The organism is Marisediminitalea aggregata (assembly GCF_900129565.1).
GTDB lineage: Bacteria > Pseudomonadota > Gammaproteobacteria > Enterobacterales > Alteromonadaceae > Alteromonas > Alteromonas aggregata.
The window spans coordinates 175,690-197,939 of record NZ_FQWD01000002.1; the positions used below are offsets into that span (position 1 = coordinate 175,690).

21 protein-coding genes are annotated in these 22,250 nt (G+C 48.7%); 1 reads left to right on the plus strand and 20 read right to left on the minus strand.

Annotation, left to right across the window (positions count from 1 at the left end; all coding sequences use genetic code 11):
* From pseF to BUB81_RS04920, 11 genes are all read right to left on the minus strand, one after another.
* On the minus strand, positions 1-693 hold the full coding sequence (pseF, locus tag BUB81_RS04860; RefSeq protein WP_073319177.1) for a pseudaminic acid cytidylyltransferase: 693 nt from the start codon (positions 691-693) through the stop codon (positions 1-3).
* On the minus strand, positions 690-1,835 hold the full coding sequence (gene pseC, locus BUB81_RS04865) for a UDP-4-amino-4,6-dideoxy-N-acetyl-beta-L-altrosamine transaminase (protein ID WP_073319180.1): 1,146 nt from the start codon (positions 1,833-1,835) through the stop codon (positions 690-692). Before pseC ends, pseF begins: the two co-directional genes overlap by 4 nt.
* Entirely contained in the window at positions 1,832-2,830 is a 999-nt protein-coding gene (pseB, locus tag BUB81_RS04870; RefSeq protein WP_073320934.1) for a UDP-N-acetylglucosamine 4,6-dehydratase (inverting), read from the minus strand. The genes pseC and pseB overlap by 4 nt, the downstream gene beginning before the upstream one ends.
* A gap of 278 nt (positions 2,831-3,108) precedes the next feature.
* A complete protein-coding gene (locus BUB81_RS04875) occupies positions 3,109-3,420 on the minus strand; it encodes a hypothetical protein (protein ID WP_073319183.1) in 312 nt (103 codons plus the stop codon).
* Positions 3,417-3,845, minus strand: coding sequence for a flagellar export chaperone FliS (fliS, locus tag BUB81_RS04880; protein ID WP_073319186.1), 429 nt, complete (start codon positions 3,843-3,845; stop codon positions 3,417-3,419). Before fliS ends, BUB81_RS04875 begins: the two co-directional genes overlap by 4 nt.
* A 21-nt stretch (positions 3,846-3,866) precedes the next feature.
* Positions 3,867-5,318 (minus strand): flagellar filament capping protein FliD, encoded by a 1,452-nt coding sequence (gene fliD / locus BUB81_RS04885; protein WP_073319189.1) that lies wholly within the window; start codon positions 5,316-5,318, stop codon positions 3,867-3,869.
* A gap of 9 nt (positions 5,319-5,327) precedes the next feature.
* Positions 5,328-5,771 (minus strand): flagellar protein FlaG, encoded by a 444-nt coding sequence (locus BUB81_RS04890; RefSeq protein ID WP_073319192.1) that lies wholly within the window; start codon positions 5,769-5,771, stop codon positions 5,328-5,330.
* A 97-nt stretch (positions 5,772-5,868) separates the two neighbouring features.
* Positions 5,869-6,693 carry a flagellin N-terminal helical domain-containing protein gene (locus BUB81_RS04895; protein WP_073319195.1) on the minus strand — a complete coding sequence of 275 codons (825 nt, stop codon included), beginning with the start codon at positions 6,691-6,693 and terminating at the stop codon, positions 5,869-5,871.
* A 1,116-nt stretch (positions 6,694-7,809) separates the two neighbouring features.
* On the minus strand, positions 7,810-8,637 hold the full coding sequence (locus BUB81_RS04910; protein WP_073319205.1) for a flagellin N-terminal helical domain-containing protein: 828 nt from the start codon (positions 8,635-8,637) through the stop codon (positions 7,810-7,812).
* Positions 8,638-9,101: 464 nt separating this feature from the next.
* Entirely contained in the window at positions 9,102-9,929 is an 828-nt protein-coding gene (locus BUB81_RS04915) for a flagellin N-terminal helical domain-containing protein (protein WP_073319209.1), read from the minus strand.
* 349 nt (positions 9,930-10,278) lie between these two features.
* Complete coding sequence (locus BUB81_RS04920) at positions 10,279-11,103, minus strand: flagellin N-terminal helical domain-containing protein (RefSeq protein WP_073319212.1); 825 nt, start codon at positions 11,101-11,103, stop codon at positions 10,279-10,281.
* Between the two features lie 249 nt (positions 11,104-11,352).
* Between BUB81_RS04920 and BUB81_RS04925 the strand changes: the two genes are divergently transcribed.
* Positions 11,353-12,300 (plus strand): hypothetical protein, encoded by a 948-nt coding sequence (locus BUB81_RS04925; RefSeq protein WP_084526235.1) that lies wholly within the window; start codon positions 11,353-11,355, stop codon positions 12,298-12,300.
* Here the strand turns inward: BUB81_RS04925 and flgL are convergent.
* The 9 genes from flgL to flgD form a co-directional block, all read right to left on the minus strand.
* Entirely contained in the window at positions 12,291-13,514 is a 1,224-nt protein-coding gene (gene flgL / locus BUB81_RS04930) for a flagellar hook-associated protein FlgL (protein WP_073319215.1), read from the minus strand. The genes BUB81_RS04925 and flgL overlap by 10 nt on opposite strands.
* Before the next feature lie 5 nt (positions 13,515-13,519).
* Complete coding sequence (gene flgK, locus BUB81_RS04935; protein WP_073319218.1) at positions 13,520-15,652, minus strand: flagellar hook-associated protein FlgK; 2,133 nt, start codon at positions 15,650-15,652, stop codon at positions 13,520-13,522.
* A gap of 25 nt (positions 15,653-15,677) precedes the next feature.
* Positions 15,678-16,631 (minus strand): flagellar assembly peptidoglycan hydrolase FlgJ, encoded by a 954-nt coding sequence (gene flgJ / locus BUB81_RS04940; protein WP_073319221.1) that lies wholly within the window; start codon positions 16,629-16,631, stop codon positions 15,678-15,680.
* Complete coding sequence (locus tag BUB81_RS04945; RefSeq protein WP_073319224.1) at positions 16,631-17,740, minus strand: flagellar basal body P-ring protein FlgI; 1,110 nt, start codon at positions 17,738-17,740, stop codon at positions 16,631-16,633. The genes flgJ and BUB81_RS04945 overlap by 1 nt, the downstream gene beginning before the upstream one ends.
* 9 nt (positions 17,741-17,749) lie before the next feature.
* Entirely contained in the window at positions 17,750-18,433 is a 684-nt protein-coding gene (gene flgH / locus BUB81_RS04950; RefSeq protein ID WP_073319227.1) for a flagellar basal body L-ring protein FlgH, read from the minus strand.
* 18 nt (positions 18,434-18,451) lie between these two features.
* Positions 18,452-19,240: a flagellar basal-body rod protein FlgG gene (gene flgG / locus BUB81_RS04955; protein WP_073319230.1), complete on the minus strand. Its 789-nt coding sequence runs from the start codon at positions 19,238-19,240 to the stop codon at positions 18,452-18,454.
* A gap of 41 nt (positions 19,241-19,281) precedes the next feature.
* Entirely contained in the window at positions 19,282-20,025 is a 744-nt protein-coding gene (gene flgF, locus BUB81_RS04960; protein WP_073319233.1) for a flagellar basal-body rod protein FlgF, read from the minus strand.
* Positions 20,026-20,150: 125 nt separating this feature from the next.
* Positions 20,151-21,536, minus strand: a complete 1,386-nt coding sequence (gene flgE, locus BUB81_RS04965) for a flagellar hook protein FlgE (RefSeq protein WP_073319236.1) — start codon at positions 21,534-21,536, stop codon at positions 20,151-20,153.
* 15 nt (positions 21,537-21,551) lie between these two features.
* Positions 21,552-22,235 carry a flagellar hook assembly protein FlgD gene (gene flgD / locus BUB81_RS04970; RefSeq protein WP_073320943.1) on the minus strand — a complete coding sequence of 228 codons (684 nt, stop codon included), beginning with the start codon at positions 22,233-22,235 and terminating at the stop codon, positions 21,552-21,554.
* Between the last annotated feature and the right edge of the window lie 15 nt (positions 22,236-22,250).

Sequence of the window (22,250 nt, forward strand, 5' to 3'; positions counted from 1 at the left end):
TTAGTCATGGTCGATGTGCTCTTTATAGGCTTTATACATTAACTCAGCGCGTATCCAGTCCTCTTCCGTGTCGATATCCTGAACCAGATAATGTGGTAACACGACAGGTATACTCTGGGGGCTGAACATAGGATGGTGATCAAGCCACGCCTGTCTGCGTCCCCAGTAAAACTGTCCTGCATCATGATATAGCGTTTCCAGATCCTGGGACCGTTTACCAATTTGAGCATAGTCGACAGGCGACACGCCCCGACCGTTCATTCGAATCGCGCGTTGAACTGGGAAATCAAACGTTGTAACGGAAAATGCATATTGCATATCGGCAGTCTGGCTGAGCAGCTCGAGGCCTTGGTTAAGATAGACAGCAGATAGAAAAGGCGCGGTTGCATAAATACAACAAACAAATTCAGCGTTTTCGGGGTACGTTTTTATAGCGTGCTGCACCACTGGCGTCGTGCCGGTGAAGTCATCAGCCAGCTCTGGTGGACGCCAAATAATATCCGTCGCACCCAGTGATATCGCCATTTCGCCAATGTCTTCGGCATCGGTAGAGACAACAATGGCATCAAATATATTGGCTTGTTTCGCTGCGCGAATGGAATAGCCTATCAACGGCTGACCTGCAAATGCCCTGATATTCTTACCCTTAATGCGTTTACTGCCGCCACGGGCAGGGATTACCGCAATATTCAAACCAATACCTCTTTTAACTGCCGGATTACCTCCTGTTGGTTATCGGCCGTTAGCGCAGGAAATAAAGGCAGGGTAATCGCATTGTTATAGTAATGCTCTGCATGAGGAAACTGACCCGCTTTAAATCCCAATTGCTGATAATAAGGATGTAAATGGATGGGGATATAGTGCACATTGACGCCAATACCACGCTCTCTTAATGCCGTAAACACCGTGGTGCGGTCATGTTCAGTAAGTTCAATGGTGTACAGGTGCCAGGCACTGTCCATATCCAGAAGAGGTCGCTTAACGGGCAACGATTGCAGCGCATCATCGTACGCTTTCGCCAGCGCTCGGCGTGCCTGAACAAAGGTATCCAGCCGGCGTAACTGAGAGCGTCCCAATACTGCGTGAACATCGCTAAGGCGATAGTTATACCCGAGCTCTATTTGCGCATAAAACCAAGGCTCGTTGTGATGTGTAGCGTCAAATAACTGCGGATCACGAGTGATACCGTGACTGGCATAGCGTCTGGCAGACTCTGCATACTCGTCGTCATTCGTCATAACGGCGCCACCTTCGGCGCTGGTTATTGACTTTACCGGATGAAAACTCATCACCGTCATTGCTGAGTATTTGCAGGCCCCTACCCGATTTCCTAACGCATCATTTGCGCCAAGTGCATGGGCTGCATCCTCTATCAACACGATACCATAAGGTTCAGTAACCGCTGAGATCGCCGCCATATCACAACTGCTTCCCGCAAAGTGAACCACAATTAACACTTTGGGAATACGTTTTTCTGCAGCGGCCAGGTGTAACTTGTCAATCAGCGCGTTAACACAAATATTTCGGCTAACCGGGTCGATATCGACAAAGTCCACTTCTGCGCCACAATATCGGGCACAATTTGCCGATGCGGCGAAAGAATTAGGGACAGTCCAGACAACATCGGACGCTTCTACACCGGCAGCCAGACATGCGATATGCAACCCGGACGTGCCACTATTACAGGCAACGGCAAATGATGCTCCGGTATACTCACACAACGCATTTTCAAATAAAGGGACCTGCTCTCCCTGAGTCAGAAATCCGTTTTCAAGTACGTCACTGACTGCCTGGATATCTTCTTCGAAAATAGAGTGCTTTCCATAAGGAATCATAATGTACTCTTATCTAATACCTGAAGTTCTTCCACGGTTAAAAAGTGCGGGTTAGTCCCCGAATGGTACTCGAATTTGTCTGTCACAGGTCGACCCGTTTCCTGCAGACGATTTACTTTATAATTTACATTCTTGTCAAAAAAGATGATCGCAGGCGCAATAACATAGTGATCATCAAACTCGATGGTATGGTGCGCCATTTCTTCAGGTACCATTACCTCGTGTAGCTTTTCGCCCGGGCGGATGCCTACCACCTTGTAATCGGCCTTGCCACTCATCGCGACCACTAAATCAGTGATGCGTATTGAGGGAATTTTGGGTACAAAAATTTCTCCGCCTTGCATCCTCGAGAAATTCTTTACAACAAACTCAACGCCCTCATCCAACGTAATCCAAAAGCGTGTCATTTCCGGATGGGTGACGGGTAATTCTTCACAGCCTTCGCTAAGCAGTTTTCTGAAAAAAGGAACAACGGAACCACGGGAGCCGACTACATTGCCGTAGCGCACCACGGAAAAGCGCGGCCCACTGGCTCCGGAAATATTATTGGCAGCTACAAACAACTTATCTGATGCCAGTTTAGTGGCACCATACAGGTTAACGGGATTTGCCGCTTTATCTGTCGAAAGCGCTATAACACGAGAAACGTCATTGGCAATAGCGGCATCTATAACATTCTGCGCACCATTGATATTCGTTTTTATACATTCATTAGGATTGTACTCGGCGGCGGGAACTTGCTTTAGTGCTGCAGCGTGAACAACGTAATCGACACCTTTCATTGCGATTTTTAATCGTTCGTTGTCTCGAACATCACCAATGAAATAACGCATACAAGGCGCATTGAACTGCTGTTGCATTTCAAACTGCTTGAGCTCATCGCGAGAATAAATGATCACTCTCTTGGGCTTTGATTCAGCCAATAAATAGCTTACAAAGCGTTTGCCAAACGAGCCCGTTCCGCCCGTGATCAGTATAGTACGATTATCAAACACGTTCATGTCTTCACCGTTTGTTAATTATTATTAATGCACAGGGCTGCTTGCAGCCTGAGCATTACTGCGAGGCGTATCAGCTATACTGACACAGCGTCAATTCGTTGTCGCTGAATTCGCAATTACTCGCCCTATTTGCAAACCAATGCCATTCGTTACACACACGAAAAACGAAATCTTATGGATTACAAACGCTTAAGTAGCCATTCCCAATGCAAATATAGTCAGTCTGCGGTTAAAAAGCTATTTAATGTCTGGATTTGGGCGCTAAATGCCGCTTATTTATACTTTTTGATCGCTGCCTGACTACGGATAAACTGGCTTACATCGTCCTTTGCTGACTTTAGCAAGGTTTGCGCCACATTATTCAGGTTGTCGTTGACTACTGACTCGTTTAGAGCAAAAAGCCGGGCTTGTTCGGCATCGAGTTCAGCCAGGACAGATTGAATAATGTCGTCCCGCTGAGTGATAAGTGAGCTGAAATGTTTGTACTTCTCGGGGGAATCAGAGAGCAAACACTCGCTGATTTGTTGATTTAACGCCCGCAAATCATCGGGCGTCAATGGATGATTTAATTCGTCGATTTTCACACAGCTTCACGTTTTTGACGCTGCGCTTCGTAAGCTTCCTGTTTAGCCTGTTCAGGAATTTGAACCCAAGCGTCTCGAATTGGAGTAAGCAGGTTAGTCACTTCATCCAACAACTTCAAGCTATTCTTCATGTGCGCTTCGTTCAATCTGTCTAACATGTAATCGTAAAGCGCATACATATTTTCCGCTGTTTCGCCGCCAAGCTCCAAATCCAGCGTGTCGCGCAAATTCATTAAAATCGCCGATACACGTGATATCAACTGCGACTTTTGCTCGAATTCCCTACGCTCCATTGCGCCTTTTGCATAGGCGATCCGGTCCAACGCCCCCTGCATCAGCATCAGTGTCAGTTTATGTGGATCCGCATTGGCTATGTCCTGCTTAAGATTGCCAGTTCGATATGCATTGATGCCAGTAAGTGCCATGTTAACTCCTATACACTAGCGTTAACCAAGCGCAGCCAGCAAAGCAGAACCGGTTTGGTTCAGCTTTGCGACGGTTTGGTCAAGGTTAAGGTATTTATCTCTTAGAATCTGCTCGTAATTCGTCATGCGTAATTCAAAACGTTCCCGATCATCATTCAGCTGATCACGATCATCTTTAGCAGAACGCTCGCGCAAACTGATTAATCCACTAAACGACGTGTACTCTTTGGTAAGCTCATAAAGGCGTGTTGCAATCCCCTGATTTTCATCAGTGAATAACTTCGCAATTTCGTCGAAGTTATCGTCCAGAGCATCACTCAATCGCTCTTCACCGGAGCCTAAGCCGAAATCGAGACTACTGATTTCTAATTTACCGTCGGAGTCCAGTTCCACACCCAGTGAGAATAAACTACCTAATGACGACGAATCGACGCTTGAACCAACAATACTAGCCAGTGAACCACTGATACCCCGAAGCAATGAATCGCCAGCCAGCGCCCCATCTTCTTCCAGTTCAGATTCACCGTAACGAGTAAGCGTTTTGATATCGTCGATGATTTTGTTGTAGTTATCTACAAAATCCCGGATTTTGGACTCCAACCCATTGCGGTCGTAACCAATTTCCAACGTAGACGTCATCCGGGTTATCCCGTCGGTATCCAGTGGTGAAATTTTCGTCGCTTCAAAAGACACGTTTTGAATGGTGTTTTCAAAGTTGTTAGTTTCACTCTCAACCGCGATACCGTCTATGGTCGCTTTCGCATTTGCCGCCGATTTAACGGCACTCAAATAGGTCGCGGTTTCGGTGGAGTCCGTTGTAGTCAGTTTATCTAGCTCAGCCCGATTACCGTCGTTGACAATCTTAAGGTCGTTCCCGGCCCCAGTTGTTGTTGAGGTAAAAACGAGTTTTGCACCACCGGCTGCGGTGCCTGTGTCGATGATGTTCGCGTTAACACCGAAGTTATCGCTGTGGTCGTTAATTGCTTCACGCAACTGCGCCAGCGTCATATTTTGAGTCACACTCACGGTAAAGCTATCGCCAGTGTTGTCAATTTTGAACGTCATGGTGGCAGGACCAGCGGCGTCGGTTAGCACCGCATCAGAACTATCTGCAAAGTCGGCATCTGCGGTTTCTATGCGACTTCCTGAAGCCAACTGGGTAACCGCGATTTCATAAGAGCCGCGCAACGCAGAGTTGGCCGCTTCAGCGGTAAATATCTCGGAGTCTTCCGATGGATGGGTAATTGTAGGTTCCCGGCCGTTGATATCAGAATCACGGCGCATTTCATCAAGCGTATCCTTAAAGTCTGACAATTTCGATTTGATTTGGCCTAGCGCCGAGATCTCAGCTTCTATCTGCTCTTCTTTTGCATTCAGGCGCTCTTCTTTGGGCGCACGTTCAGCGTCGAGCAATTGCGAGACCAGGTCGTCAAGCGCAAGCCCGGAACCAACACCTAACGATTGAATTGTCATGATTCACCTCTACACTTGTTTGTTTAAAAGCACCCCCACACTACTTCCGATGTCTTGCTGGAGATCTTTTATACGTTCCGCTAACCTCAACACTTCATCTGATGGAATTTGTCTAATCACATCACCTGATGAAGAATCTTTAACCGTTACCACAGACCGCTTGGTATCGTCATCGATAGAAAATGCCAGATTGCGGTTTTGCACCTGCAAAAATGACTGAATTTCCTCAACGGCGATATCCAGGTCCTGACTACGCCCCTCTCTTTGAAAGTTATCGGCAGAATCTGAATTAGCTTGAATATCTTCTGCTGAAGGCGTGCTATTTTTTTCCAGGTTTTGCTGTTCAACGCTATTTTCAGGACGAACCTGATCTAACGATTTGTCAGTCTGTAACTCGTTTGAGCTTTTAACACCAGCAAAATTCTGGCCAATTTGTGACGTTGAAATTTCCACAATTAACCCCCTGATTACAAACGCCAAAACGGGCCTGCTAAAAGCAGTTGCCCGTTTACCATCTTAACTCATTGCCGGAGTGTTCCGGCTAGCTAACTTATCCCAGAAGCGACAACGCTGTCTGTGGACGCTGGTTAGCCTGACTCAGTACAGAAACAGACGCCTGCTGAATAATCTGGTTTCGTGTTAATTCTGCAGTTTCTGCGGCAAAGTCAGTATCACGAATACGTGAACGTGCGCCTGACAGGTTCTCAGAAATACTACTTAAGTTACGAATAGTAGATTGGAAACGGTTTTGCAAGGCACCTAATGACGCACGTTGCGCACCGACTGAAGAAATCGCTGTATCTACTGCTGTTAACGCTGCTGAAGCACCTGTGATAGATGACACGGAAACCGTACCTACACCCAGACCTGAAGCACCGAAACCACCAGAACGAGACAGGTTTACAGAGATTGTTTGACCACCGTTAGCACCAATCAGGAATTTTGAAGAGAAACCACCCGTCAATAAATCAACACCCGCGAACTGGGTATCGGTAGATACACGAGAAATTTCTGCAACCAAGGCTGTTACTTCTTGTTGCAGTGCAACGCGGTCAGCTGAGCTGTTGATACCGTTTTGAGACTGAACCGCCAACTGGCGAATACGCTGCAAGCTGGTTGTTACCTCTGACAAAGCACCTTCCGCCGTTTGCGTTAACGAAATCGCATCGTTTGCGTTACGTACGGCTTGGTTCAGACCCTGGACCTGCGTAGTCAGACGATCTGAGATTTGCAGACCCGCTGCGTCATCAGCAGCACTGTTGATACGGAAACCTGATGACAAGCGCTCAAATGATGTACTTAGCTTATTACTGACATCGAATAACTGACGCTGTGCATTCAGGGCCGAGACGTTTGTATTTACATATAAAGACATTATCTAACCTCCTGGGGTTTCAGCTAGTTGAATTCAGTGAATTCTGCTAAACTAAAACCTTACGTACCTGATTCAGCGGACTGATATCCAGCTAAACCACCTCATATTTGTAGCGCCCTCCGGCGACTACGCAATTCATAGAATGAATTACCCCTCAACTATAGGTATCGGCCATTCCTTGAGTTTCTTTAGTTTTTTTTCTAACTTTTTTTAAATTATTTTTAAACCGCTGTTTTGTAACAGTTTTTATCTTGTTTTTTTATAACCTAACACACTAAAGCGCTTAAAATGCCGGTACAAAAATGCGCAATTAGCGTGGAAACGCTATCGCGAAATGTGCTGTTAAATGAGCGGATGAGTAAAAACAAAGTCAATGGACGTCGTCTGATGACTTGTCTGTTCTTTTTGTTCTGTTGGCGCTTATTCAGCACAGCACGTTTAAGCAATTGGTGGTTCGACGTCGCCGATCCAATTATCAGCCTGGTAAAATTATCAATGCATAAACAAGGCAGCTTGATGCTGGGTAAATATTCAATGGGTGCGGGAACGATAAAGTAATTAAAAAGTGTTTGCTGAGACAGTAAGTAATTCAATTAGCGGCAATAAATCGCCAGCTCATATTTGCCATGTGGCAATGCCTGTTCATTGGCAAAGGTAAATGTAGCAATCAGTCATCGTGATAGTGACCGGATGTTTGGCGTATTTTTCTGCTCGGAGTGTAATAGTGATTGCCTCAAAAAAGCCGCTAGTCATGCGAGGCAAAAGGGTGTGGACAGGAACAGACGCAGAAAAAGTAAAAATATTAATGTGTCAAAAAAACGTTGGCACAGGATTTGTATGATAGGAATCTGTAAGTTGACTGGTGATGATTCGGCGATAAGAATAAAAAAGGCCGGGTCTAAAAGGCGACCCGGCCAACTTGCTCACGTTAGGAGTTTGAGCAAATTCGGTTTCTGCTGGCTGGCAGGATTAGTAGAAATATACTGGCCTCTCAACCTTAAATTCTACACTCTCAGTTCTGTTAGTCGGCGTTTTCTTCCCTTTATTGGTGGCCTTTCGGCCGCCATCCTTGGCTGGGGTTGGCCTCTCAGTTCCACCCTCTCTTTGTATTCAAGTTTAGCCTAATAACGACAATGCTGCTTGTGGTCGCTGATTGGCCTGTCCCAGTATGGTTGTGCTTGCTTGCTGGATAATTTGCCAGCGGGTAAGTTGTGCCGTTTCGGTGGCAAAATCTGTATCTCTGATGCGAGATCTTGCCGCTGAGACGTTTTCAGAAATACTGCTCAGGTTCCGAATCGTTGACTGAAAGCGGTTTTGAATTGCACCGAGATCGGCACGTTTCGCATCGATAATTGAAATTGCTGTATCTACGGTAGTGAGCGCAGCAGATGCCCCTGCGGCAGATACTACCGTTAAATCTGTTCCATTGGTAAGACCTGAAAACCCGAAGCCACCGTTACGCGAAATATTAACGCTAATATACTGACCGGCATTTGCCCCCACCAGGAATGCTGCTGAATAGGCTCCTGACAAAATATCGACGCCACCAAACTGCGTGGTAGATGCAACACGTGAAATTTCCGTTTTCAGTGCTGAGACTTCTTTCTGCAGTGCCAGTCTGTCTGACGACGAGTTAATACCGTTCTGGGACTGGATAGCCAGCACCCGTATACGTTGTAAAGCCGTTGTTATTTCCGACATTGCGCCTTCGGCGGTCTGAGCAAGAGAAATCCCGTCATTCGCGTTTCGTACCGCCTGGTCGAGCCCCATCACCTGACTGGTCATCCGGTCTGAGATTTGCAAACCTGCAGCATCATCTGCAGCTGAATTTATGCGGAAGCCCGAGGATAAACGCTGAAACGCGGTATCCAGACCATTTGAAGAGGTAAACAGTTGTCGGCGTGCATTTAACGACGACACATTGGTGTTAACGTATAGACTCATGGATTTCTCCTAACAGTTAAAGTAAGCGTTGTATTTTTTGTTGTTATCAACGCAGTTTAAAATTCACTTCAACGTGTTGGCACAGCCTATGCATTATCTTTCGCGTCAGTGATAAAAAACTGACGCTTTGCTTGGCAAATGCCTGGTTAAGCAGCGCTAAACTGAGCAAAAGCTCTTGCTGGCGGCAGGTATGATGTTCAGACCTCATACCTCTCACTACCTCCTGGCTTCATTCCTGTCAGTCAGCAGCTTTAGCACAGCACAAAAACCCCAGGGTTTTAATTTAGTTTGCTTAAACACGTTGTCTTGCAAAAAAACACTCTACTCACCGGTCGATTGCAGTCTGCCCCCACATATTGCAACTCGACCGTTTTTCTTATTTTCTACTCATCGTTATTCGATTATCGACTGCAGTCTGCCCCCGCATTTGTACAGTCTTGAGCATCATCATGCGTTCACTCTGATTATTGCAGTAGCTGCAATGCCGCTTGTGGACGCTGATTTGCCTGGCTAAGTACCGTAGTACTGGCCTGCTGGATAATCTGCCAGCGTGTCAGTTCTGCCGTTTCGGTGGCAAAATCTGTATCCCGAATTCGTGACCGTGCAGCCGACGCATTCTCGGAAATATTACTTAAGTTTCTGATAGTTGACTGAAACCGGTTTTGTACCGCACCCAGGTCTGCCCGCTTGGCATCGATAGCAGAAATTGCCGCATCGATAACTGGTAGCGTTGCTGAAGCCTGTCCAGCTGTCAGTACACTGGCGTCATACCCGTTGGTAAGACCAGAGAAACCGTAACCGCCCGTACGAGACAAGTTAAAACTGATAAACTGGCCCGCTTGAGCTCCCACCAGGAATGCGGTAGAGAATGACCCTGTCAAAATATCGCCACCAGCAAACTGTGACGTTGCCGCGATACGGCTAATTTCCAGTTTCAGTGCTGATACTTCTTTTTGAAGTGCTAAGCGGTCTGCAGACGTATTGATACCGTTTTGAGCCTGAATAGCCAATACCCGGATACGTTGTAGTGCAGTGGTAATTTCTTGCATGGCGCCTTCAGCAACCTGAGCAAGAGAAATGCCGTCATTGGCATTACGAACAGCCTGATCAAGACCCATAATTTGAGACGTGATCCGATCTGATATTTGCAATCCAGCCGCGTCATCTTTGGCGCTGTTGATCCGGAAACCGGAAGACAAACGCTCAAAAGCGGTACTCAACTGCAAATTTGAGGTAAATAGTTGCCGCTGAGCATTCAGCGACGACACATTCGTGCTAACATATAAGCTCATTTTGTAATCTCCTAACGATTTTGTATTACCCAGGTTTTTATTGTTTTTGTTAACCTGGTTTGGCCGATCATGTTGTTGTTATTGGGGCGATCAGCCTGGCACTTTTGCGTATTTATTATTTTTATTCGCAGTGCCTTTGTAATAGTTATCGTGCAGGCAGGAGAAATCCTTTAGCCTTTTTTTACTAAATTTTTTTAAGCTTATTTTTCAGTTAGTTAGAAGCAATAAAGCGCCGGACTTTCGTCCGGCTTTTGCTCTTTTTTGAGAGAGTGAGCTTACTCTCTGCTGTCAGGTGGATACCTGGTTCACTACCTCCTGGCCCCATTCCCTGACTTAGGAATCATTACGATTAACCTAATAACTGCAACGCGCTTTGCGGACGCTGATTCGCCTGCGACAATACCGTGGTACTTGCCTGCTGGATAATCTGGTTACGCGTCAGAGCAGCAGTTTCTGCAGCAAAGTCCGTATCTTTGATACGTGAACGTGCACCAGAAACGTTTTCAGAGATATTGCTCAGGTTACGAATAGTAGATTGGAAGCGGTTTTGTAACGCACCTAACTGAGCGCGCTGTGCACCTATCGCTGAGATTGCAGTATCAACGGAGGTTAACGCAGCTGATGCAGCAGCAAACGATGATACAGACACAGAGCCTACACCAAGACCCGATGCACCAAAGCCACCACTACGAGACAGGTTTACAGAGATGGTTTGGCCACCATTGGCGCCTACCAGGAAGTTTGCAGAGTAACCGCCGGTCAGAATGTCCAATCCACCGAACTGGGTATCAGTTGAAATACGAGACAATTCACTGATCAGAGCATTCACTTCCTGCTGAAGCGCAACGCGGTCTGCAGACGAGTTGATGCCGTTTTGTGACTGTACAGCAAGCTGACGGATACGCTGTAATGCGTTTGTCGTTTCTGCCAGGGCACCTTCAGCGGTTTGCGTTAATGAAATGGCGTCGTTGGCATTTCGCACGGCTTGGTTCAGACCTTGGATCTGAGAAGTCATACGATCGGTAATTTGCAGACCTGCCGCATCGTCAGACGCACGGTTAATGCGGAATCCTGATGACAGACGCTCGAAAGACGTGCTCAAAGCATTAGAAACATCGAACAACTGGCGTTGCGCGTTTATTGCAGACACGTTGGTATTGACGTACAAAGACATAAGTCTCTCCTACACTCTCAATCCAGCTAGAGCTGGCTGCCGGGATCCCCGGCGTTACATTGTATTAGTAGTCATCAAAACCTGAGGGGTAATTGATGAACTGGCTCTCTCAAGTCCTTTATCGACATTGTTGAAATTCCCTTTAATAAAATTTTCAAAAAAACTTTAGTCGTCGATCTGAAGCGCTATACTGAGCCCGCATCATTTTTTCAAAGTAAAACCACAAGCCACGATAAACAGATAGAGTTAATGTTGAATATTCAGTTAGATAACATAAAGCGAGTTTGCAGCGGGCACAGCCATAACGCATTTGGTGATGCCGTCATGTTTGATGGCGATTTATTCATCAGTTATCGGTGTGGTAAGAGCCACATGAGTGAAGATGGCAAAATCGTCGTATTACAATGCACGGTTACTGGCCAGCGAATATCCTGCCAGCAATTAGTATTGCCAGGATATGACTTGCGCGATCCTCATTTCACTAAGGTCCGTGACGGCAAGCTCATGCTCATAGCGCATACTCGCTCATCCGACGCTCATCCGGTGCCGGAAACCGTCAGTTGGTTTTCAAGGGGTAACAATACGTGGTCGGGCATTAGCTTCCCGGGCCCTAAGGGTTGGTGGTTGTGGCGTGCTGAAGAATTCAATGGAAAATGCTGGGGCTTGGGCTATTTACGCCAAGCTAATCAACTAAATTTATATTCGGGAAGCCTACGCGGTCGAATGGAAATCGCTAGCAATGAAGTACTCTCTCTGCGAAAACACGGTTTAGGCTACCCAAATGAAAGCGATCTTGCTTTTACTTCTGATGGGCGACTCATTGCGGTGGTCCGCCGCGATGCCGACAGTTTTACCGCCCAACTCGGCATAAGTAAGTCGCCGTACCGTCGTTGGCAGTGGCAAGATCTGGGTGTGTATATTGGCGGGCCGGTCATGCATTTACTGAATGATGATACCGCTCTTGTCGCAGGACGAAGCTGGGATGGCAAAGCCTTGCATACCCGATTATGGCTGTTAGACACTGTTACAGGCAAACTTACTACGCTAGCCGTGTTGCCCAGTGGGGGTGACAACGGCTACCCCGGCCTTACTATTCATGACAACACACTACTCATGAGTTACTACTCGTCGCATATCGACAACCAAAGCCGCATGTACCTTGCCACTTTTAGCTTAGCTAACAAAAATCAGAGGTAGTTAAACAGACTCAGGTTGGAAATTTTAGGAAAAGTCGACAGGGCAGCAGTTAGTGCTGCTTCCTGCTTAGCAAACTCGGCAGACGCTTCGGCATAGTCAACGTCCTGAATGGCAGAACGTGCGTCTTTGGTTGCCACTTCTAAATCCAGATTGGTTTCATACACGGATTCTGCAACGTTCAGTCTTGCGCCTATCGATGATACTTCGAAGCCGATTTTCTCAAGTGCGTTATCGATACCGACCAAGGCATCGCTTAGCCCTTCGCGGAAGTCTTCGTCACTAACGTTTTCGTTATCCAGAATCCCTTCCAGTTCATGCAGCGTTTGCGCAATATTTTTCTTTTCCGGCGCATCTAACTGGAAGTTAAGCGTTGACCCGGTTGTGCCGGTTAAGGTGAAATCAATACCCGCAAAGGTAAACGGCTCACCACTGCTGTAGCCTTGTGTCGCCACAACATTACCGGTACCTGTGTTGGCGATCTGCACCTGCGTAGGTGAAATAACACTAACCTGATAGTTGTTGTTAGCCGCGTTTATCGGGTCATAGTTATTACGATAGAATTTATCGAAATCGCCCTGTCCCTCCACCAGCGCATAATCCACAGTCATACCGGATGTACCGGTAATGGAAAAATTGCGGCGCGCCGCTACATCTTCGAAAACAGATTGCCCGGAAGCGCTGCTGCGAATGGTTACACTACTCGACAGTTGGACTTCGTTAGTACCGCTATCACCCTGAAACGTATAGGCATTGCCCGTTGACCCCGGATTAAACACAAACGGCTGAGTTTCAGACTGATAACCGGCAAAGTAATAGTCGCCATCGGCGTTTTGCGAATTCATCAAATCAAACACTTCGTCTTTGATCTGGGCAATTTCCGACGCCAGTGCTTTGCGGTCTGCATCAGACAGCAATCCGTCACCGGCTTGTAGCGCTAACACCCGCGCGCGATTCATGGTATCGGTCATGTTGCGCAGTATGGATTCCTGCTGCGCCAGCGAACCGGTCACCAGATCGTTATTGCGTTGAAATTGTGTCAGGCTGTCCAACTCTTCCGTCATGCGGATAACCTTGGCGGCACCCACCGGATCATCAGACGGTTTATTAATGCGCTTGCCAGAAGACAGTGCCAGCTGCGTATCCGCCAGTCCGGCCTGATTATCCATAATCGCGCGGATATTCTGATCGTAAAGCTGATTGGTCGTAATACGCATAGTGACTACCTAACTGAAGACAAAATGGTGTTAAATAATTCTTGAGCGGTAGACAGGATACGCGCCGCCGCCGCATAAGACTGCTGATAGCGCACCAGATTAGCCGCCTCTTCATCCAGACTCACGCCTGACACCGAATCAAACCAGTCCGTTGACTGCACTTTCATGGCTTCTGCCGCCTGCAACGCAATACTGGCCGAAGACGCATCCTCACCCACCCGGCTGACCAAGGTTGAGTAGCTCTCATGCAAGGTGCGTGGTTGACTCACACTGTTGGTGCTGAGCTTGGTTAAGCCTTGCTTTTGCAGACTGGCCAATGACAAGGCGTTAGTATTGTCGTAGCTACCGTCAGTATTGTAGCTTATGGTGAAGCTGTCACCGGCTACGGGCTTGCCTTGCAGACTGAAATCATAGCCCGGATAGTCGTTAAGTGCAGAAAATGACGCAGGCCAAGCCGGGACACCTGACGCTTCGGCCTGAGCCAGCAGATCCGTGTAGTCTGTTACGCCACTCACACTGGTAATAACGTTGGCCGGGTTTTCACCGTCCAGCACGTTAAAGCTGGTTTCCGAGGTAAAAACAATTTGTACCGGTGCCCCTACAGTTGCACTGGGTGATCCAGCCAGACCGTGAATACCGCCGGCGCCATCAAAGGCTGACGCATCCGCACCTAAGGTAGCGTCTACTTCGGTATTGGTGACTTTCGTTGCAACAACTTCGGCATCGCCAAGGTTGCCATTGTTCACGTCGACGCGAATCGGACTGGCGAAGGCCAAATCTTCCGGGCGCGTCGTAGCCATTTCAATATCCGTTGCGCTGTATTTTACCGGCTGAAATAAAAACTCATTGCCAACGCTGTAGCCCGATGCTGACTGAAACTGAATTTCGATACCACCGGGAAGTTCAGTAAAACCGCCCGTAACCGCAATACCGCTAAAACTGACGGGTTGATTATTTTCGTCCGTTTTGGGACTGCCATCTGCATTCAATAATTCAACAGACACTTGTGAAGGCACGCCGCCAGACACAGCGGTAACGGTTACGCGGATATCTGCGTCAGTCACTTCACTCCCCTGCCCGGGTGTAAACTGACCTGAGACCCGCAAGGTGTCAGGGGTGCCTGTGTAAGGCAGCCCGGTTAATTCTGGCAAGGTGAAGATATCGCCACCCAACTGGAAGTCGAGGTCCATACCCAGCCGGTTCTGGCTGTTAACCGCATCCGCAAAGGCCACGGCCAACTGGCCGATATCGCGTTGCGCCGGCCCTAACACTTCATCACGGTAACGGAATAAGCCGCCCAGGGAACCGCCCAGATCATCTTCGGTAATACGGATATTGGTATTGGCTTTCGTGCCCTCGAACGTGGTGCCTAGCTGTAGCTGTTTGTACATCACATCAGCGCTGTCGGTGAGCTCAAACAGATTAAAGCTACCATCTTCCAGTACCAGTGATTCACCGCTGGTTAAATTTACCAGCAGCGATCCGCTGGCATTACTACTCTCGCGGATCTCAATCGACATCAGTTCGGCGAGTTCATTAATAGCATTGTCGCGTTCATTCAACAGTGCAGTGGGTTCTCCGCCGGTGTGATTGCCCTTCACCACCAGAATGGCTTTGTTTAAATCACCGATTGTCTGAATCAGGCTGTTGGAGCGATTCACCATACTTTCGAATTCAAGGTTGAGTTCGTCTTCCTTGTAATTCATGAAATCAGCAATGGAACTCATGCGGCGCAACATGGCATCGCCCTGACTTAACACCAAATCGCGTGAAGCCAGATTGGTCGGGTCATCCGCTGCGGTCTGAATAGAGGCAAAGAACTCACTTAAGCCCGTAGACAGCGAATTCGCTTCATTGGCCAGTAAGTTATCAATGGCTTCTGTTTTGTTGTAGTAGGTTTGCCATTCGCCAACCTGGGTGATATCCCGACGCATTTGATTTTGCGCAAATTTATCAATGATCCGTTCGGTGGTCGCTTTGCCCACACCGCCTAATAATTCATTGGTAAACACCGTCCGTTCGCGAACGTAACCTTCGGAGTTAACATTGGCAATATTATTACTGGTAGTGGCTAACAGACGGCTACTGGCATTAACACCACTGGTCGCAATGGAGTACAGATCCACATTACTGCTCATAGGCTAGCCTCCCGAATCACCGACTTCATGGTAAATAGTTCCGGAACTGATCGCTGTTCAACACTGACATAATCTTGTCTGCATACTGTGGATCCGTCGCGTAGCCAGCTTGTTGTAAAGCATTAAAGTAAGCTTTGGGATCATTGGCCTGCTCTACGGCGCCTTTGTAGCGGTCCTGATCACGAATGAAATCAACGTAGTCGCCTAAACCTTGTTCCAGTGATTCATAACTGCGGAACGCCGCTTTTTGCTGCCGTGCAACGGTGCCATCAAACTCAACGGTGTCTACCGTGGCCGCTTCACCTTTCCACTGACTGTTGGCTTTAATACCAAACAGATTATTCGAACTGTTACCTTTACTGTCGTGAATGACATATTGGCCCCAGCCGGTCTCGACTGCCGCTTGTGCAACGAGCGCTTCAGGCGCAACACCCAGTTTTTCGGCAGCTTTTGACGCTACCGGATACAGGGCTTCCACAAATGCCGCCGGGTTGTCGAACGCCGCGGCTTTAAACGCTTGCTGCACGGCTTCTTCTGAAACCGACTCTGCCAGCGCCTGTGCCTCTTCGACCTGGGTGCGATTTTGCCAGTTAAGCGACGATAAATTGCCGTCGTTGCGCAACACGCTGGCCGGCATAAACTGGCCTTTTTCGGGTTGACCTAACTGCTGAACAATCAGATCTGCCAGCCCAAGGCCACCACCGCTGGACATGTCCGCCGCCATTTGCTGGTCGTGCATGTCACGGTAAAATTTCATTTGCTCAGAATTAAACGGGCTGTCTTCATCGGCCATGGCATCCTGTGCTTTACGCATAGACTTCAGCATCATTTGCACGAAAATCGCCTCGAACTGCTGCGCAGCTTCTTTCAGCACATCTTTGTCGTCGCTGTATACCGCTTCTTTGAGGCGGTTAATACTCGACATATCGTGTACGTTACGAGCGTTTTCCAGTGTTGTTTTGCTGTTGAGTAAGTCCATTAGATCACCACCAGCTCACCCTGTAGCGCGCCTGCCTGACGCAAGGCTTCGAGTATTGCCATCAGGTCGCCTGGCGCGGCGCCAACTTCGTTCACGGCGCGGACCAATTGATCCAGTGTTACACCTGGCTCAAACTTAAACATGCGGCTGTCGGCCATATTCACATCGATGATGGATTGTGTGGTCACCACCGTATCGCCATCAGCCAGGGCATTAGGTTGAGATACCTGTTGATTCTCGCTAATCGTTACCGTAAGACCACCATGCGTAATAGCAGCGGGAAGTAAGCGCACATCACGTCCGATAACAATGGTGCCGGTGCGGCTATTTACCACCACACGGGCTGGCGCGTCGGCGGGCGTAAACTCAAAGTTCTCCAGTGTTGCCAGAAAGCCAACTCGTTGCCCCGGATCGCGTGGCGCAGTCACGCGCACAGACGCCGCATCCAGTGGTTCAGCAATGGCGTAGCCTTTTTCAGGTTGGGCACCAAACCGCTCGTTAATAGTGTCTGCCAACGCTTTGGCTGTTGAAAAATCCGGGTAGTTAAGGTTCAGAGTTAAACTGTCGCCGGCAGCAAAGCCACTCGGTACAGCGCGTTCAACTAACGCGCCATTAGCAATGCGCCCCACCGTTGGGGTATTAACAATAATGCGCGACCCGTCGCCGCCCTGAGCGCCAAAGCCACTAACGACCAGGCTGCCTTGTGCAACCGCATAAATATTGCCGTCGACGCCTTTCAGGAAGGTTTGTAGCAGCGTACCGCCTTGTAAACTGCTCGCCTCACCAATTGACGATACCGTAACGTCAATAGTTTGACCCGGCTTGGTAAATGGCGGCAGATCGGCGTGTACCGCAACAGCGGCAACGTTCTTAATTTTAGGTTTGGTATTCGGGTCCAGGCTGATACCAAAATTACTCAGCATTGTACGGAAACTCTGCTCGGTAAACGGACTTTGCTCACCGGTACCAGGTAAACCCACTACCAGCCCGTAGCCAATTAACTGGTTGCTTCGCACGCCCTGAATACTGGCTACGTCTTTAATGCGCTGGGCAAATACCTGATGGCTGAACAGGGCAAAGCTAAGTAATACACACGTGAATAATCGCATAGGACCTCCTTACATCGGCCACCATTCAGAGGAGAAGAACTTGGTTAACCAACCCTTTTCCTGTGAACGGGCGAAGCTGCCGGTACCACTGTACTGGATCCGCGCATTGGCAATTTTGGTAGACACAATTTCATTCGCCGGGGAAATATCGGCCGGCCGAATAATGCCGGTCAGGCGAATGTATTCGTCACCGTGATTCAGGGTGAGCCACTTTTCGCCGCGGATCACCAGATTCTGATTAGCGAGCACATCAACAACCGTGACGGAAATACTGCCGTTCAAACTGTTGCTTTGGTTCGCCTGGGCGTCGCCGGTAAATTCATTGGACGAACTTACACCCAACTGAATAGACTCGGGACCAATATTGATAGCATTGCCACCTAGTCCGGTGATGGGCTGTAAATCGACGCCGGTTTCTTTTGACGTGGTCGTCCCGGCCGACTTGGATGCCGCCGTATTTTCGCTCAGCGTCACGGTAATAATGTCACCGACACGGCGGGCGGTGACGTCGGAATACAGACTGTTGGCCATATAAGGGCGAAACAAACCACCGTCTTCAACGATGTGCTCGCGCGGGATATCCGGGATCACAGGTGCAAACGACGGGTCGTTTGCCTGCACGTGATCTGCCGCTGTGCTGGCACAGCCGCTGTTAATTATTCCGGCGATCGCAATGAATATAAGGCGCTGCATAACCGTCTCACTTATTTGTTATAACTGCTGAATGACCTGGCCAAGCATCTGATCTACCGATGAGATAACCTTGGAGTTCATTTCATATAAACGCTGACTTTCAATCAGATTCACCAGCTCTTCGGTCACGTTGACGTTTGACGTTTCAAGGGTGCCCTGCACGATGGTGCCAAGTCCCTGAAGTCCTGGAACGCCCTGGATTGGCGCGCCGGAAACAGCAGTCTCAACGTAAAGGTTTTGTCCGGTGGGCTGCAGACCCGTTGGGTTTACAAAGTCCGATACAGTAAGCTGCCCCAGCACCTGTGGCTCAGCCTGACCACGCACTGACGCTGATACTTCACCGTCCTGAGAAATAGTGATTTGCTGGGCATCTTCAGGAATGGTTATTTGCGGTTGCAGCAAGAAGCCTGCGCCCGGGGTTACAATTTGCCCCTGGTCGTTTAACGTAAACTGTCCATTGCGGGTATAGGCAATCGAGCCATCCGGCTGCAGAATTTCAAAAAAGCCACGGCCCTGAATAGACATATCCAACGCATTGTCAGTCGTGAGCAGGTTGCCCTGCGTGTGCGCTTTTTGCGTTGCCACAACCTTCGAACCTGCGCCAACCATTAATCCGGATGGCAACTCGGTATCGGCAGATGACCGCCCACCCGGCTGATTAATATTCTGATAGAGCAAATCTTCAAATATTGCGCGGTCTTTTTTAAAGCCGACAGTTGATGCGTTTGCCAGGTTATTCGACACCACGGACACGTCGGTTTGCGCCGCGTCGAGCCCGGTTTTACTGATCCAAAGTGCAGGATGCATATGATTTCTCCTCTGCCTTGTTTCTGTTGATACCGACTGGATTAGATGATGCGCAGCAGCATGTTGCCGCGAGTATCCAGGGTGTCAGCTTTCTTCATCATTTTGACTTGCAGCTCGTAATGACGCTGCAAACTGAGCATATTGACCATTTCGTCAATCGCATTTACATTCGAGCCTTCCAGCATGCCGGTGCGGATAGCCACAGTCTCATCTGCCTGGGCAATACTGCCGTCCTGCATGCGGAATAAACCGTCGTTACCCCGCTCCATGTCGCGGTATTCTGGTTTAACTAATTTCAATCGCCCGACTTCTTCCAACACAGACTCTGGCGCGCCCTGTGGACGAATAGAGATAGTGCCATCAGCGGCGATATTAAGGTTGTCCAACGGTACGGGCAGAAAGATAGGGCCTGTGTCGCCCATCACCATATTGCCATGCACATCTTCTAACACACCGTCGGCGCCCAGTTGGAAATTACCATCGCGACTGTAGGCTTCATTACCTTGCGCGTCCTGAACGGCAAACCAACCGTCGCCTTGCACGGCAACGTCAAGATCCCGACCCGTTTGAATCATTGGGCCACTTTCGTAGTTGTTGGTCGGGCTTTCGGTCATGGCAAACACCCGGGTCGGCAAACCTTCGCCGTATACCGGCATAGATCGGGCCTGTTCGAGCTGCGCTTTAAAGCCGTTTGTCTGTGCGTTTGCCAGGTTATTGGCGCGCAAAGACGTTGCAACCAGGTCCTGATTGGCCCCACTGCTGGCGATATAGAGTAATTTGTCCATGACTGCCTTTTGACGCTTTATTTACACTTAACAGTGAATGTGCAAAGGCAATGCCAAAAGTGCCAAAACAAACGAGATAAAAGAAAAGGGCTGCAGTTGCAGCCCTTTAGGGAAATGCCGAAGGCTTATCGGATGTTCAGAATAGTCTGGTTAAGCTGGTTGTTAACTTCCAAGGATCGCGAGTTAGCCTGGAAGTTACGCTGAGCAATAATCAGGTCAATCAGCTCAGTGGTCAGGTTTACGTTTGCCTGTTCCAGTGCTGATGAGTTGATTTCACCAAATGTACCGGTAGTCGCTTCACCGGCAAGCGCTTCACCCGACAAAATACTCTCTTTCCACTGGGTATTGCTTTCCTGTGTCAGACCCTGTTCGTTTGAGAAACGCACCAGCGCAACTCGTACAATTGGCTCTGATGTACCGTTTGAGAATGTAGCACGCACCAGACCGTCAGGACCGATATCGATGCCGGTCAGACGACCAACAGGCAAACCATCCTGTTCCAGTGACGTTACCTCGAATGCAGAGGCAAACTGCGTCGGTTCATTCGGAGTCGCGCCATTCGGGTCAAGGTTGAAGTCTATAGAGATTTGCTGCGTTGGATCTGAGCCATTCGCCAGAATCGTGCCGCCAAGGGCTTCGGTTTGAATTTTCAGGTTTGATTGTGCAATGCCGTCGGGTGATTCGATACCAGAAAACTCCCCGCCCTGACTGAAGATCAGTTTCGCGGCAGTCACACCATTACCCGTGTTTGTACCAGCGCTGTTAACCGCTGTTGTCGGGTCCGAATTCGTGCCATCCGAATTCACCATATCAACCAGGGTGTCGTCTACCGCAGCAACAACGTACCATTCGTTGTCGGTCCCTACCGCATTGTCCTTGATAAAGTAGTAGGTCATAACATGGCTGTCACCCAAAGAATCATAAACGGTCACAGATGTTGCGGCGTTATACGTTAATGGATCCTCCGGATCAAAATTAGCTGGATCCAGCGCTCCGTCGCCTGCCGGCAGGTTCATTCGAATATCCACTTCAGACGTTTGTTGTGGGTTGCCCGATGAATCAGGAATACGCACGGGTACGGTTGTACTTAACGCCACTGACGCACTTGTGCCGTCAGAGTTAACCGGGAAACCCACCAGGTTGTCACCCGCGCTGTTTACCACAAAGTTATCTGAGTCCAGTTTAAACTGACCGGCACGCGTAAATGAGAAATCACGAGAGGTGATTTCAGGCACGGTGGCAAAGAAACCATTACCGGTAATTGCCAAATCCAGTGCGGTATTGGTAAATTGCAAACTACCTTGGGTAAATTGCTGCGCGACTTCTTGTGTCAGTACACCGTCACCCACTTTGGTTTTACCGCCAGCCAACAAAGAGGCTGCGTACACATCACCAAATTCTGCACGTGACTCTTTAAAACCTACCGTGTTGACGTTTGCAATGTTATTGGCGGTGGTGTCCAAATCTTTCTGTGCGGCAGATACGCCACTTAATGCAATATTAAAAGACATGAGTTCTTTCTCCTACTAACTGCCGATTTGAATGACGTCACTGAGATTAATGCTGACATCACCTTCTAAATTCAAAATAATTCCCTGACTACTGCTAGCCAGACTAACGCTGCTGACGTGACGGTGAATAGCGGTAGAAATTGCCACGCCCTCACCGTTAACTTCACCAGATGCACTGACCACGTAGTCGCCGGGCGGCATAATATTGCCGCTGCTGTCAGTGCCGTCCCAATTAAATTCGATATTACCTGCCGGCTGGGTGCCAGCATTGATAACGCGTACCACTTCACCGTTGGGGTTGGTGATGGTAATTTCCATGTTCTGCACAGTTTGGTCGTTAACCACAAAACCACTTAAACCCGCGCCTTCACTGGCCATATGACCGATGTTGCTCTCGACCAGTACATTCTGGCCAATTAACCCGGAAGCCTGTAGCGCCTGGTTTGAGGTCATTGACGTTGCGAACGTCTCAAACTTTTCGTTGAGCTTGCTGATACCGTCTGCCGTGGTGAACTGGGTCATTTGCGACACCATCTGATCGTTGTCTACCGGCTTGGTCGGATCCTGATTGGCCAGCTGCTCAGTCAGTAAGGCAAAGAAGTCTTCCTGACTCAGTGACTGTTCGGAACCATCGACAACCGGGACCGTTTCTTCCTGCCAGTACAAGTTGTCGGTTAAGCCTGTTGTGGTGTTAACTATACTCACAATACTATC